The 14,202-nt window shown below is 60.9% G+C and carries 11 protein-coding genes, 2 tRNA genes and 1 pseudogene; 10 read left to right on the top strand and 4 right to left on the bottom strand.

The genetic code is table 11. The features are described from left to right. Nucleotides 1-26 precede the first annotated feature (26 nt). The 3 genes and pseudogenes from L9B60_RS08880 to L9B60_RS30670 all read left to right on the top strand — a co-directional run bounded on the left by L9B60_RS08880 (nt 27) and on the right by L9B60_RS30670 (nt 3,393). Nucleotides 27-1,319 carry an adenylosuccinate synthase gene (locus L9B60_RS08880; protein ID WP_249678117.1) on the top strand — a complete coding sequence of 431 codons (1,293 nt, stop codon included), beginning with the start codon at nt 27-29 and terminating at the stop codon, nt 1,317-1,319. A gap of 112 nt (nt 1,320-1,431) precedes the next feature. Then, nucleotides 1,432-2,487: pseudogene (locus L9B60_RS30675) on the top strand (methyl-accepting chemotaxis protein); the annotation flags it as partial. Nucleotides 2,488-2,508: 21 nt separating this feature from the next. After that, a complete protein-coding gene (locus tag L9B60_RS30670; RefSeq protein ID WP_438866133.1) occupies nt 2,509-3,393 on the top strand; it encodes a methyl-accepting chemotaxis protein in 885 nt (294 codons plus the stop codon). 82 nt (nt 3,394-3,475) lie between these two features. Here L9B60_RS30670 and L9B60_RS08870 read toward each other — a convergent pair whose 3' ends face one another. From L9B60_RS08870 to L9B60_RS08855, 4 genes are all read right to left on the bottom strand, one after another. Beyond that, nucleotides 3,476-5,044 (bottom strand): ABC transporter permease, encoded by a 1,569-nt coding sequence (locus L9B60_RS08870; RefSeq protein WP_249678115.1) that lies wholly within the window; start codon nt 5,042-5,044, stop codon nt 3,476-3,478. Further along, on the bottom strand, nt 5,044-6,069 hold the full coding sequence (locus L9B60_RS08865) for an extracellular solute-binding protein (protein WP_249678114.1): 1,026 nt from the start codon (nt 6,067-6,069) through the stop codon (nt 5,044-5,046). Before L9B60_RS08865 ends, L9B60_RS08870 begins: the two co-directional genes overlap by 1 nt. Nucleotides 6,070-6,233: 164 nt before the next feature. Next, nucleotides 6,234-6,320 (bottom strand) — tRNA-Leu (locus L9B60_RS08860). 179 nt (nt 6,321-6,499) lie between these two features. Continuing rightward, nucleotides 6,500-6,586 (bottom strand) — tRNA-Leu (locus L9B60_RS08855). Between the two features lie 227 nt (nt 6,587-6,813). Here L9B60_RS08855 and rnr point away from each other — a divergent pair. The 7 genes from rnr to dnaB all read left to right on the top strand — a co-directional run bounded on the left by rnr (nt 6,814) and on the right by dnaB (nt 14,087). After that, nucleotides 6,814-9,462 (top strand): ribonuclease R, encoded by a 2,649-nt coding sequence (gene rnr, locus L9B60_RS08850; protein WP_249678113.1) that lies wholly within the window; start codon nt 6,814-6,816, stop codon nt 9,460-9,462. Further along, nucleotides 9,459-10,205 (top strand): 23S rRNA (guanosine(2251)-2'-O)-methyltransferase RlmB, encoded by a 747-nt coding sequence (rlmB, locus tag L9B60_RS08845; protein ID WP_249678112.1) that lies wholly within the window; start codon nt 9,459-9,461, stop codon nt 10,203-10,205. The genes rnr and rlmB overlap by 4 nt, the downstream gene beginning before the upstream one ends. A gap of 288 nt (nt 10,206-10,493) precedes the next feature. Beyond that, the gene (gene rpsF / locus L9B60_RS08840) at nt 10,494-10,919 is read left to right on the top strand and encodes a 30S ribosomal protein S6 (protein ID WP_249678111.1); all 426 of its coding nucleotides are present in this window, start codon (nt 10,494-10,496) and stop codon (nt 10,917-10,919) included. Nucleotides 10,920-10,947: 28 nt separating this feature from the next. After that, nucleotides 10,948-11,178 carry a 30S ribosomal protein S18 gene (gene rpsR / locus L9B60_RS08835; RefSeq protein WP_008368574.1) on the top strand — a complete coding sequence of 77 codons (231 nt, stop codon included), beginning with the start codon at nt 10,948-10,950 and terminating at the stop codon, nt 11,176-11,178. 36 nt (nt 11,179-11,214) lie between these two features. After that, nucleotides 11,215-12,105 (top strand): YybS family protein, encoded by an 891-nt coding sequence (locus tag L9B60_RS08830; RefSeq protein WP_249678110.1) that lies wholly within the window; start codon nt 11,215-11,217, stop codon nt 12,103-12,105. 19 nt (nt 12,106-12,124) lie between these two features. Further along, the gene (rplI, locus tag L9B60_RS08825; RefSeq protein ID WP_004883587.1) at nt 12,125-12,571 is read left to right on the top strand and encodes a 50S ribosomal protein L9; all 447 of its coding nucleotides are present in this window, start codon (nt 12,125-12,127) and stop codon (nt 12,569-12,571) included. 118 nt (nt 12,572-12,689) lie between these two features. Beyond that, nucleotides 12,690-14,087 carry a replicative DNA helicase gene (dnaB, locus tag L9B60_RS08820; protein WP_249678109.1) on the top strand — a complete coding sequence of 466 codons (1,398 nt, stop codon included), beginning with the start codon at nt 12,690-12,692 and terminating at the stop codon, nt 14,085-14,087. Nucleotides 14,088-14,202: the final 115 nt, after the last annotated feature.

Raw genomic sequence — 14,202 nt, 5'->3', positions numbered from 1 at the left:
AGTTTGCGCGAATGAGGACAAGTGTTATGGGTAAGAATGTCGTAGTCCTGGGCACCCAATGGGGTGATGAGGGCAAAGGCAAGATCGTTGATCTGCTGACCGAACATGCTGCCGCCGTAGTGCGCTACCAGGGTGGCCACAACGCTGGCCACACGCTGGTCATCGACGGCGAGAAAACCGTGCTGCACCTGATCCCTTCGGGCGTGCTGCGCGAAGGCGTGCAGTGCCTGATCGGCAACGGCGTGGTGGTTGCACCGGACGCCCTGCTGCGTGAAATCGTCAAGCTGGAAGAGAAAGGCGTACCGGTGCGCGAGCGCCTGCGCATCAGCCCTTCCTGCCCGCTGATCCTGTCTTACCACGTTGCCCTGGACCAAGCGCGCGAAAAAGCCCGCGGCGAGTTCAAGATCGGCACCACCGGCCGTGGCATCGGCCCGGCGTACGAAGACAAGGTCGCTCGTCGCGGCCTGCGCATCGGTGACCTGTTCCACCGCGAGCGTTTCGCCGCCAAGCTGGGCGAGTTGCTGGACTACCACAACTTCGTCCTGGTGAACTACTACAAAGAGCCGGCCATCGACTTCCAGAAAACCCTGGACGAGTGCATGGAATACGCCGAGCTGCTCAAGCCGATGATGCTCGACGTCACCGCCGAGCTGCACGCCCTGCGTCGCGCTGGCAAAGACATCATGTTCGAAGGTGCCCAAGGTTCCTTGCTGGACATCGACCACGGTACCTACCCGTACGTGACCAGCTCCAACACCACTGCGGGCGGTATCGCCACGGGTTCGGGCGTAGGTCCGATGTTCCTGGACTACATCCTGGGCATCACCAAGGCCTACACCACTCGCGTGGGTTCGGGCCCGTTCCCTACCGAACTGTTCGACGACGTTGGCGCGTTCCTGGCCAAGCGTGGCCACGAGTTTGGTGCCACCACCGGTCGTGCCCGTCGTTGCGGCTGGTTCGATGCCGTCATCCTGCGCCGCGCCATCGACGTCAACAGCATCTCGGGCTTGTGCCTGACCAAGCTGGACGTGTTGGACGGCCTGGAAACCATCAACATCTGCGTTGGCTACAAAAATGCCGACGGCGCGGTCATCGAAGCACCGACCGATGCCGACAGCTACATTGGCCTGGAACCAGTGTACGAGCAGATGCCAGGCTGGAGCGAGTCGACCCTGGGCGCCAAGACCCTGGAAGAGCTGCCTGCCAACGCTCGCGCCTACATCAAGCGCGTCGAAGAGCTGGTCGGTGCGCCGATCGACATTATCTCGACGGGCCCGGACCGCAACGAAACCATCGTGCTGCGTCATCCGTTTGCTTGATAAGCCGTTGATGTAATACAGCAAAGGGCCCTCATGGGGCCCTTTGTCGTTTCTGCCTGCTGTACGGCATGCGGTTTGCTGTGATTATCTCTTGTGAAGTGCCATCACTATAATGGCGTCAAAAAACAGGGGATTCCCAGTGTCGGCCGTACTTTCGCTTTTGCGCAGCCGTTTGTTGCGCCCCGTGTTCATCGCCCTCGGCATTGCCCTTTTGGTGCAGGTGCTGGTCGCCGTCGCTCTGACTCGGAGCACTGTCGCCGCCCTGGAGACCGACCTGGGCATCAGCTTGAGTGCCGACAGTCAAAAACTGGGCAATGAGCTGGATCAGGCCAGCCACGAGGTCACCTCAGGCCTGGACACCCTTTCGGCCAGTACCCGTCAGCGATTGACTGCCGGTTTGTCTTCGCGCCTGGAAGAAGAGCAGGCGCAGTTGCGCAAGACCCTGGAGCAGGACCTGAAGGACTCGGCCAACGACATGGCCAATCTGCTGGCCTCGGTGGCACCGCGGGCCATGTGGGACAACGACGTGCCGACACTGTCCGAGTTCGCCCGGCAGGCGCAGCGTAACCCCAACGTGCTGTTCGTGATCTACGACGATGCTCAGGGCCAACACCTGACCCGCTACTTGAACCGCGAAAACCCCATCAACCAGGCGCTTTTGGCCAAGGGCGAGGGTGAGCGGCCCTTGGACAAGGTATTGAGCGCGGCCAAGAACGATCCGTCGGTGTACTACGTCGAAGCCCCCATCAGCCCTAACGGCGCGGAGATCGGCAAAGTGCTGATGGGCGTTTCCACGGCGGGTGTCGAGGCCGAGCTGGCCGCGTTGGACAAGCGTTTCGCCGCGCTGATCGCCAGTGGCGACCAGTTGGTGGGCGACAGCCTGATGGGCGCTTCGGCAGACAGTTCAAAGGCCTTGAAGTCGCGTCTGCAGGCGGCGCAAACCAGCGCGTCCGCCATGCAGGCGAACACCTCGCGCAGCGTGCAGCAAGCCGCTGATACCCTGCGCTGGCGCATCGGTGTGGGCTTGGCGATCGTTGGCCTAGGGGTGTTGCTGATGCTGGCCGTGGTGCTGGGCCGGCGCGTGGTCAGTAAATTGTTGTTGCTGATCCGTGCGCTGGACGATCTGGCAGCGGGCGAAGGCGACCTCACCAAGCGCATCCAGCTCAATAGCAACGACGAGATCGGCGACATGGCGTCTGCCGTGAACCGCTTTGTGGATAAGTTGCAGCCCATCGTGCGTGAAGCGGGGGAGGTGGCCCAGCGCACGGGCGTTGAAATAGGCGCCATGACCCAGCGCAATGCCGGCGCCAGCGCCGCGGCAGAGTTGCAGCGCGACGAGGTTGCGGCCAGCCTGCAGGCCTTGTCGACCATGGCTGACGAGGCGCAGGCCGAAAGCCACGCCATGCAGTCGGCATTGCAGCAAGTGGCTGAGATCCGTCAGGCCACTGATGCCAACACCAAGGCCTCGGCCCAGGTCGGGGGCTTGATCGAGGCGCTGGCCGGGCAGGTGCAGACCGGCTCCAAGGTGATCGAGCGGTTGGCCGAGCAGAGCCAGCAGATCGAAGTGGTGCTGACGGTGATCCATGGTATTGCCGAGCAGACCAACCTGTTGGCGTTGAACGCGGCAATCGAAGCTGCCAGGGCGGGTGAGACCGGGCGTGGCTTTGCCGTGGTGGCGGATGAGGTGCGCGCCCTGGCGAGTAAAACGCAGAGTTCGACCGGCGACATTCAGGCGCACATCGGCGCGCTGCAGGCAGGTGCCAAGGAGGCGGTTGCAGCCATCAGCCAGGCGGGGCGCCAGGCCAGCGAGGGTTTATTGGTGTTGCGTGACAGCGCCAAGTTGCAGCAAACGGTACAGGCGTCCGTGGAGCAGGTGCACAGCGCCATTGGCCTGGCGACCCGTGCTGCCGAGCACCAGGCCAGCGGTGCGCAGGCGGTGAAGGGGCGGGTGGAGAACATCCATGCCCAGGCGGAGAAAGCGGCGAAAGTGGTATCCGCGACGACGGCCAGCGGGCAGGTGCTGGATGGCCTGGCGGCGCAATTGAAGGCTAGCTTGGGGCAGTTCCGGGCGTGAATGGCGGTGCGGCCTTCGCGGATGAATCCGCTCCTACGGGGTGATGGGTATGCCTGTAGGAGCGGATTTATCCGCAAAAAGGTCACCCCCGATTCAAATACATCCGCGTAGTCAGCAAATAAACCGGCAACCCCGATATTAGAATCAGCAACGCTGCATAAGGCGCCGCCGCCGCGAACTCCATGTTTGCCGTGTGGGCCCACACCTCGGTCGCCAAGGTGCTCATCCCGGTCGGGCTGAGCAGCAGGGTGGCGGTCAACTCCTTCATGGCATCCAGGAACACCAAGGCAAACGCTGCCGCCAGCGCCGGGAAGATGATCGGCAGGGTCACCCGGCAAAACGCGCCGAACGACGACGCACCCAGCGTGCGAGCGGCCTCTTCAAGCTGCGGCGAGGCCTTGTTCAATGCCGTGCGCACGGGTGCTTGGGCCAGTGGCAGAAACAGCAGCGCGTAGGCCAGCAATAACAACCCGGTGGTCTGGTACATGACTGGCACGTAGTGCAGGGCGAAAAACACCAGGGTCAGGGCGATCACCAGGCCGGGCAGGGCGTGCAGCAGGTACGGCAGGCGCTCGGCCCAAATGGCCAGCCGGCCCTTGTAGCGAACCACCAAAAGGCCCACTGGCAATGCCAGTGCCAGGCACAGCGCGGCGCCACCGAGTGCCAGTGACAGCGAAGACAGCAAGGCCTGGCTGATGGCGGCGACCGGAAAGGCGGCGGAGCTACCCTTGACCAGCCAATAGCCCAGCATGGCCAGGGGTATGCCGCTGCCTAGCACCGCCAGCGCCAGGCAGTAGAACTGGCCAAGCGGGCCCAGCGCCCCAAGGCGCACCACCGGTGCGCGACGTGCCACGCCCTGGCCAATCCGCACATGGCGGCTGGTGCCGCGCACGCGCAACTCCAGCCACAGCAGCAATAAGCACATAAATAGCAAGACCGCCGAGAGCATCGCCGCGTTGGCGTTGCTGAACTCCAGTTCGAACTGTTGGTAGATCGCCGTGGTGAAGGTCTGTAGGCCCAGGATCGACAGCGCGCCGAACTCCACCAGCATGTGCAGGGCGATCAACAGGCTGCCGCCCAAAATCGATGGCCAGAGCATCGGCAGGGTGATGCGAAAGAACACCCCCCAGCGATTCTGCCCCAAGGTACGCGCCGCCTCTTCAACTGAATTGTCGAGGTTGCGCAGGGTGGCGGCCACTGGCAGAAAGATCAGCGGGTACTTTGACAGGGTCATCACCAGGATCGCCCCGCCCAGGCCTTCGAAGCGCGGGCTCAGGGAAACCCAGGTAAAGCCGCTGACAAAGGCCGGCACCGCGAACGGCAGGCACAGGATCACCCCCCACACCCGTCGCCCGGCCAGGTTGCTGCGCTCCAGCAACCAGGCCAGCGACAGCCCGACCACCGCGCAGGCAACCGTCACGCCGCACATCAATAGCAGCGTGTTGATCATCAAGCGCAGCACGTACGGCCGCCACAACAGGTGCCAGGCCAGTTGCCAGCCGGCGTCCCAAGCCTTGATGCCCACATACAGCAGCGGCAACAGGCTCAGGGCCACCAAAAACAGCACGGGCAATACCACCCAGATCGAGGGTCGTTTGCGCTTGGGTACGTAGCTGTTCTTCAGCAGGGTGACGGGTAGTGGGGTGTTCATCAGTTCAGGCCGACATCACGTTCCATTTCCAGGGCTTCCTCGGCGTTGCCCAGGTCCGCAGGGGTCACTTTCGGTGGCTCCAGCTCGCTGAACGGCTTCAGGCCGCGGTTCGATTCCATGCCCTTGTGCAACGGGTATTCGGCCGTGGTGTTGGTGATCACGCGCTGGCCTTCTTCGCTGGCCATCCAGTTCAGCAGCGCTTGGGCTTCCTTGGGGTGCTTGCTGGACTTGAGTGCCGCTGCGCTGGAGATGGTGACCAGGCTGCCGACGTCGCCACCTTTGAAGTAGTGCAGTTGGGAGTCCAGTTGGCCTTTTTCTTTTTTCAGGGCAAACCAGTAGTAGTTGTTCACCAGCACGGCAGCCACTTCGCCGTTTTCCACGGCCTTCAGGGCAACCATGTTATTGGTGTAGGTCTTGCCGAAGGCGCGCAGGCCGGTCAGCCATTCTTCGGCAGCGTCACGACCATGCAGCTTGATGATGGCCACGGCCTGCTCCTGGAATGCACCGCTGGTGGGTACGAAGCCGACTTTGCCTTGCCACTGGGGCTGGGCGAAGTCCATCACCGACTTGGGTAGGTCTTTTTCGGCGATCAGTTTCGGGTTGAAGGCCACCACGCGTACGCGGGCAGTCACACCCATCCAGGTATTGTTCTTGGCCACGTAGTCGGCGGGCAGCATGTTCAGGGTGGCATCGTCAATCTTGGCCAGCAGGCCCAGCTCGCCGAGGTTATTGAGCGGCGGCGACTCTTCGGTATAGATGACGTCGGCAGGGGAGCGGTCGCCTTCCTCGATCACCTGGCTGGCCAGCTGGTTGCTGCTGCCCTTGCGCACATTGATATGGATACCGGTCTTGGCCTCGTAGGCCTTGGCGATGGCTTCGCCGATTTCCTTGTGCTGGCCGTTGTACAGGGTCAGGGACACGGGATCGGCCGCCTGGGCGAGTGGGGTTGCCAGTACCAGGCCCATGATGGAAAGGGCCAGGCCACGGAGCAACGGGTTCGCTGCCAAGGTTTTACGCATCGACATTGGAGAGTTTCCTCGCTCATGTACTTCAAAATGTTGAAGAATTATAAACGAAAGGGGTTCTCAATTGAGACTTGGATGCGGATTTTAGAGGGGCAGAAACGCAAAAACCCGCTTTCGCGGGTTTTTGTGAGAATTCAAAGACCGTGTGATCTGTGAATCTGAATTGGTGCCCAGAAGAAGACTCGAACTTCCACGACCGTAAGGTCACCAGCACCTGAAGCTGGCGTGTCTACCAATTTCACCATCTGGGCAGCTACATCGACAGTGTTGTCCGTCGTTGTGGTGCGCACTATACGGACGACATTTTGATCTGTAAAGCCCCTGCCGATAATTTTATTATCGCTGGTTTTTCAAGGGCTGCAAACGCAAAAACCCGCTTTCGCGGGTTTTTGTGAGAGGCTCAAGATTGATGTAATCTCATGCCTTGAATTGGTGCCCAGAAGAAGACTCGAACTTCCACGACCGTAAGGTCACCAGCACCTGAAGCTGGCGTGTCTACCAATTTCACCATCTGGGCAGCATCTTCAACACCGTTGTGTCGTCGATGGCGCGCACTATACGGAGCGTGTTTTCACCTGTAAACCCCTGTTGTGAAAAATAATTGTTTTTTACGACGCGGTGATTCAAAGGCGTGGTTTTTACGTCTGATGAGCAGAAAAAGCAGGGAAGCATCGCCCTGAAATTTCCCGTTTCAATACGCGTATGCCAAACTAACCCTTATATAGACAAGGTGAATTCTCTCTAATGGCCGATTGGCAGACCCTCGATCCCGAGGCCGCTCGTGAAGCGGAAAAATATGAAAACCCTATTCCCAGCCGTGAGCTGATCCTCAAGCACCTTGACGAGCGTGGCTCCCCAGCCAGCCGCGAGCAGCTTGTGGAAGAGTTCGGGCTCACTACCGAGGACCAGTTGGAGGCCCTGCGCCGCCGCCTGCGTGCCATGGAGCGCGACGCGCAACTGATCTACACCCGCCGTGGCACCTATGCGCCGGTCGACAAGCTTGACCTGATCGCGGGTCGCATCAGCGGCCACCGCGACGGCTTCGGCTTCCTGATCCCGGACGACGGCAGCGATGACCTGTTCATGAGCCCTGCGCAAATGCGCCTGGTGTTCGACGGTGACCGTGCCCTGGCGCGCGTTTCCGGCCTGGACCGTCGCGGTCGCCGCGAAGGCGTGATCGTCGAAGTGGTGTCCCGTGGTCACGAGACCATCGTAGGTCGCTATTTCGAAGAAGGCGGCATTGGCTTCGTCACCCCGGACAACCCCAAGGTGCAGCAGGAAGTGCTGATCACGCCGGGCCGCAATGCCGGGGCCAAGGTTGGCCAGTTCGTCGAAGTGAAGATCACCCATTGGCCAACCCCGCGCTTCCAGCCGCAGGGTGATGTGGTCGAAGTGGTCGGCAACTATATGGCGCCGGGCATGGAAATCGACGTCGCGTTGCGCACTTACGACATTCCGCACGTGTGGCCCGAAGCGGTGCTCAAGGAAGCTGCCAAGCTCAAGCCGCAGGTCGAAGAGAAAGACAAGGCCAACCGCATTGACTTGCGCCACTTGCCGTTCGTCACCATCGACGGCGAAGACGCCCGCGACTTCGATGACGCAGTCTACTGCGAAGCCAAGAGCAAGCTGCGCCTGTTCAATGGCGGCTGGAAGCTCTACGTGGCCATCGCCGACGTGTCCAGCTACGTGAAGCTCGGTTCGGCCCTGGACGAAGAAGCCCAGGTGCGCGGCAACTCGGTGTACTTCCCCGAGCGCGTGATTCCGATGCTGCCCGAGGAGTTGTCCAACGGCCTGTGCTCGCTGAACCCGAATGTCGATCGTTTGGCCATGGTCTGCGAGATGACCATCTCCAAAACGGGCGAGATGACCGATTACCAATTCTACGAAGCGGTGATCCACTCCCATGCGCGCCTGACCTACAACAAAGTCAGCACCATGCTCGAGCATTCGCGCTCCACCGAGGCCAAGACCTTGCGTGGCGAATTCGGCGACGTGCTGCCGCACCTCAAGCAGCTGTATGCGCTGTACAAGGTGTTGCTGGGTGCCCGTCACGTGCGTGGCGCCATCGATTTCGAAACCCAGGAAACCCGTATCGTCTTCGGTTCCGAGCGCAAGATCGCCGAAATCAAGCCGACCGTGCGCAACGACGCGCACAAGCTGATTGAAGAATGCATGCTGGCGGCCAACGTGGCCACCGCCGAGTTCCTCATGAAGCATGAGATTCCCGCGCTGTATCGCGTGCACGATGGCCCGCCGCCAGAGCGTCTGGAAAAACTGCGTGCCTTCCTCGGCGAGCTCGGCTTGTCGCTGCACAAAGGCAAGGACGGTCCGTCGCCCAAGGATTACCGCGCGCTGCTGGAAAGCATCCAGGGCCGCCCGGATTTCCACGTGATCCAGACCGTGATGCTGCGCTCCTTGAGCCAGGCGGTGTATAGCTCGGACAACCAGGGCCACTTCGGCCTGAACTACGAGGCCTACACCCACTTCACCTCGCCGATCCGTCGTTACCCGGACCTGCTCACCCACCGCGCCATCCGCAGTGTGATCCGCTCCAAGCAGGACACCCCGCACGTCAAGCGCGCCGGTGCCATGACTATTCCGAAGGCGCGGATCTATCCGTACGACGAGAACAGCCTGGAGCAACTCGGCGAGCAGTGCTCCATGAGCGAGCGCCGCGCCGACGAGGCCACGCGTGACGTGACCAACTGGCTCAAGTGCGAGTTCATGAAAGACCGCGTGGGCGAAAGCTTCCCGGGCGTGATCACCGCCGTGACCGGTTTCGGCCTGTTCGTCGAGCTGACCGATATTTTCGTCGAAGGCCTGGTGCACGTCACCGCGCTGCCGGGCGACTACTATCACTTCGACCCTGTACACCACCGTCTGGCGGGCGAGCGCACCGGTCGCAGCTTCCGCCTGGGCGACACCGTTGAAGTGCGCGTAATGCGCGTGGATCTGGATGAGCGCAAGATCGACTTCGAGATGTCGGAAAAGACCACCTCGGCGCCGGTCAACCGCAAGAACCGCCCGGCCGGTGCGCCTGCCGCTGGCAAGCCAAAGAGCTACGAAACCGAAAAGCCAAAGGCAGCAGCCGCAAAGGCCAGCGTTAAGTCCGAAGCAGCACCCGTTGCCAAGCCGGCTGCACGCCGCAGTTCCGGCAAGGTTTCGGAGTCCAAGGACGCGTATCGCTCTTCCGACGCCGCGGCGAAAAACGCCGAAGTGCGCAAGAGCCGTGAGATGAAGCAAGCGCTGTTGGCTGAAGCCAAGGCGGGCGGCAAGCCTGCCCGGTCGAGTAAGCCGTCGGAGGCCCCGCGTGGCGACACCGGCAAGGCGCCGACCAAGCACCGTAAGGGCCCGTCCAAATCCGGGTCGCGTAAACCGAAGGCGAAGTCATGAGTCAGTTGGAAAAAATCTACGGCGTTCACGCCGTGGAAGCGCTGTTGCGTCACCACCCCAAGCGGGTCAAGCAGATCTGGCTGTCGGAGGGTCGCAACGACCCTCGCGTGCAGCCGTTGCTGGCCTTGGCTGCCGAAAGCCGTGTGTCGGTCGGCCAGGCCGAGCGCCGCGAGATGGATGCCTGGGTTGATGGTGTGCATCAGGGTGTGGTTGCCGAAGTCAGCCCTAGCCAGGTCTGGGGCGAGGCGATGCTCGACGAGCTGCTCGACCGTACCGAAGGTGCGCCACTGCTGCTGGTATTGGATGGCGTAACTGATCCGCACAACCTCGGCGCTTGCCTGCGCACCGCCGATGCTGCGGGCGTGCTGGCGGTGATCGTGCCCAAGGACAAGTCGGCCACCCTGACCCCGGCTGTACGAAAAGTAGCCTGCGGTGCGGCAGAAGTGATTCCGCTTGTTGCCGTGACCAACCTGGCGCGCACCCTGGAAAAACTCCAGCAGCGCGGCCTGTGGGTGGTGGGCACTGCCGGTGAAGCCGAGCAGGAAGTCTACCAGCACGACATGACCGGCCCGACCATCCTGGTGATGGGCGCCGAAGGCAAGGGCATGCGCCGCCTGACCCGCGAGCACTGCGATTACCTGGTCAAGCTGCCGATGCACGGCAGCGTGAGCAGCCTGAACGTGTCGGTGGCCACCGGTGTGTGCCTGTTCGAAGCCGTGCGCCAGCGTGGCCTGAAGAAGTAACTGTCCGCTTTATATCTGCGGTGGCTGTTTCCCAGGCTTGCCTGGTCCCACACCCTGTGGGGCCAGGCAAGCCTGGGAATATCGCGCAACAGGTCTTGATGGGTACCTGTTCAAATAATCACCAATCCCCTTGCTTGTGCCCCCTCCCTTCTCTACAATTGCGCCCCTTGCCTCGACGGCAGGTGCCTGGCTGTTCATCGCCAACACCTCCCCTCAGCAAGACATACAGTGTCATTCACTCCTTGTCTGACCGCCCTGGCGGCAGGCTACAACCCGTAAGGAGCATTCATGCGTCATTACGAAATCATCTTTCTGGTCCACCCTGACCAGAGCGAGCAAGTCGGCGGCATGGTTGAGCGTTACACCAAGCTGATCGAAGAAGACGGCGGCAAAATCCACCGTCTGGAAGATTGGGGCCGTCGTCAACTGGCCTACGCAATCAACAATGTTCACAAGGCTCACTACGTGATGCTGAACGTTGAATGCACCGGTAAAGCCCTGGCTGAACTGGAAGACAACTTCCGTTACAACGATGCCGTGATCCGTAACCTGGTCATCCGTCGCGACGAAGCCGTTACTGGCCAGTCCGAGATGCTCAAGGCTGAAGAGAACCGCAGTGAGCGCCGTGAGCGTCGCGACCGTCCTGAGCACTCTGACAGCGCCGATGGCGATGACAGCGACAACAGCGACAACAGCGATAACGCTGACGAGTAATCCACGGACCACTTGAGGAGCCTATAACATGGCACGTTTCTTCCGTCGTCGTAAATTCTGCCGCTTCACCGCTGAAGACGTGAAGGAGATCGATTACAAAGATCTCAACACTCTGAAAGCCTACGTATCCGAAACCGGCAAAATCGTTCCAAGCCGTATCACCGGTACCAAAGCTCGTTATCAGCGTCAGCTGGCCGTCGCTATCAAGCGCGCCCGCTTCCTGGCCCTGCTGGCCTACACCGACAGCCACGGCCGCTGAGACCGGGCAGTCGACAAGTAGCAAAGGATCGAATGCATGCGTGCCATAGCTGATTTCATCATGCGCGGGCGCATGCAAGCCACTCTTGTAGTGGCGGGATGTGCGGCATTGCCGCTGTTGTTCTGGTTGGGTGCTGCCGCAGGTTGCCTTGTGTTCCTGCGGCGCGGTATGAGTGGCGCCATTGGCGTCCTCGCTTGGGCAGTGTTACCGGCCTTGGTCTGGTGGCACTTCGGTGACCCGCGCATCTTGATGGTGTTGCTGGGTTCGCTGGGGCTGGCAGCGCTTTTGCGCGCCGGCCACTCCTGGGTCCGCGTGCTGCTGGTCAGCATAGTACTGGGCCTGGTGTATGGATTGGTTCTGGGTGAAGTGTTCCGCGAACCCATCGAAGCGATGTCGCAAGAGCTGCAGAAGCTCTTGCCGAAATTCCTCGATGGGCTCTACCAACAGATGTCGGTAGAAGAGCGAGTTCGCCTGGGTGCCCTGATTACACCGGTGCTCAACGGCCTGATGGCAGCCTTGCTGCAAGCCTTCAGTGTGCTGGCCCTGATGTTGGGCCGTTACTGGCAGGCGTTGTTGTACAACCCGGGTGGGTTTGGTCGCGAGTTTCGCGCCATTCGCATCCCGCTGTGGCCGGCGATGTTGCTGCTGGCGTGCATGCTGATCGGGCCGAATTTCGGTACCCAGTTGGCCATGTTGACGCCGATGTGCAGCGTACCGCTGGTGTTCGCCGGGCTGGCCCTGATCCATGGGCTGGTGGCTGAAAAGCGCCTGGGCCGGTTCTGGCTGGTGGGGATGTATGTCACGCTCCTGCTGTTTATGCAGCTGATCTATCCGATGCTCGTGGTTATTGCCATTGTCGACAGCCTGATTGATTTTCGCGGTCGTTTGGCGTCAAAAGACGCCGATAACGCGAACGGTGAAGGTTAAAAGTTAAGAGGATTTTCACATGCAACTGATCCTTCTGGAAAAAGTCGCCAACCTGGGCAACCTGGGCGACAAGGTAAATGTTAAGGCCGGCTACGGTCGTAACTACCTGCTGCCGTACGGCAAAGCTACCGCTGCGACCGCTGCCAACCTGGCTGCGTTCGAAGAGCGTCGTGCCGAGCTGGAAAAACTGGCTGCTGACAAGAAAGCATCCGCCGAAACTCGCGCTGCCCAACTGGCTGAGCTGGAAGTGACTATCACTGCCACCGCTGGCGACGAAGGCAAGCTGTTCGGTTCGATCGGTACTCACGACATCGCTGACGCACTGACCGCCTCCGGCGTTGAAGTGGCCAAGTCCGAAGTTCGTCTGCCGAACGGCACCATCCGCAATGTTGGCGAATTCGACGTAGCCGTGCACCTGCACAGCGACGTAGAAGCCACCGTTCGCGTTGTGGTTGTAGCTGCTTAAGTAATACCCAACCGGCTGGCACCTCGCGTGCAGGCTGGTTAACATGGGGCACGTCCTGTTCACAGGCCGTGCCCTTTGTCTTTTTGTATCCTGATACTCCCCTCATTCAAAAGTGGCCATGAACGAGATATCCGCTCCAGAGCAATACGATCTGCAAACCGCTGCCCTCAAGGTGCCGCCGCATTCCATCGAGGCTGAACAGGCCGTGCTCGGTGGTTTGATGCTGGACAACAACGCCTGGGAACGCGTGCTCGATCAAGTCTCTGATGGCGATTTCTATCGGCATGACCATCGCCTGATTTTCCGCGCCATTGCCAAGCTGGCTGACCAGAACACGCCGTTCGACGTGGTTACCCTGCACGAACAATTGGACCGGGAAGGGCAAAGCACCCAGGTGGGTGGTCTTGGTTACCTGGGTGAGCTGGCAAAAAACACGCCGTCCGTCGCCAACATCAAGGCCTATGCCCAGATCGTTCGCGAGCGAGCCACGCTGCGCCAGCTGATCAGCATCAGCACCGATATCGCCGACAGTGCGTTCAACCCGCAGGGGCGTAACGCGGCCGAGATTCTCGACGAAGCCGAACGGCAGATCTTCCAGATTGCCGAGGCCCGGCCAAAAACCGGCGGCCCGGTAAGCGTGAACGACCTGCTGACCAAGGCTATTGACCGCATCGACACCTTGTTCAACACCGACGAGGCCATCACCGGCCTCTCCACCGGCTACACCGACCTGGACGAGAAGACCAGCGGCTTGCAGCCGGCTGACTTGATCATCGTGGCCGGTCGGCCGTCGATGGGTAAAACCACCTTCGCCATGAACCTGGTGGAGAACGCCGTATTGCGCAGCGACAAGGTCATCCTGGTGTACTCGCTGGAGATGCCAGGTGACTCGCTGATCATGCGTATGCTGTCTTCGCTGGGCCGTATCGACCAGACCAAGGTGCGTTCCGGCCGCCTGGAAGACGACGATTGGCCACGGCTGACCTCGGCGGTCAACCTGCTCAACGATCGCAAGCTGTTCATCGACGATACCGCCGGCATCAGCCCCTCGGAAATGCGCGCCCGTACCCGCCGCCTGGTGCGCGAGCACGGCGAGGTTGGCCTGATCATGATCGACTACCTGCAGTTGATGCAGATCCCGGGTTCCAGCGGCGACAACCGTACCAACGAGATTTCCGAGATCTCCCGGTCCTTGAAGGCCCTGGCCAAAGAATTCAACTGCCCGGTGGTGGCGCTCTCGCAGCTCAACCGTTCCCTTGAGCAACGCCCCAACAAGCGCCCGGTGAACTCCGACTTGCGTGAATCGGGTGCAATCGAGCAGGACGCCGACGTGATCATGTTCGTGTACCGCGACGAGGTGTACCACCCCGAGACCGAGCACAAGGGCATCGCCGAGATCATCATCGGCAAGCAGCGTAACGGCCCGATCGGCTTTATCCGCCTGGCGTTCATAGGCAAGTACACCCGCTTCGAAAACCTCGCACCGGGCAGCTACAACTTCGACGACGACGAGTAATGTAGGGGCGGCGGACCGCCGCGCCTACAGGTCAGCGTTCGATCCTTTTCCGACCACCATCGTCGGATTTGATCAAAAAATGTGCTATATTCCGCGCCCGCGAATTTCCATTGCC

The organism is Pseudomonas abieticivorans (assembly GCF_023509015.1).
GTDB classification, from domain to species: domain Bacteria; phylum Pseudomonadota; class Gammaproteobacteria; order Pseudomonadales; family Pseudomonadaceae; genus Aquipseudomonas; species Aquipseudomonas abieticivorans.
The sequence above is the reverse complement of the archived record's forward strand: the minus strand, read 5'-3'. Positions and strand labels throughout refer to the sequence as shown.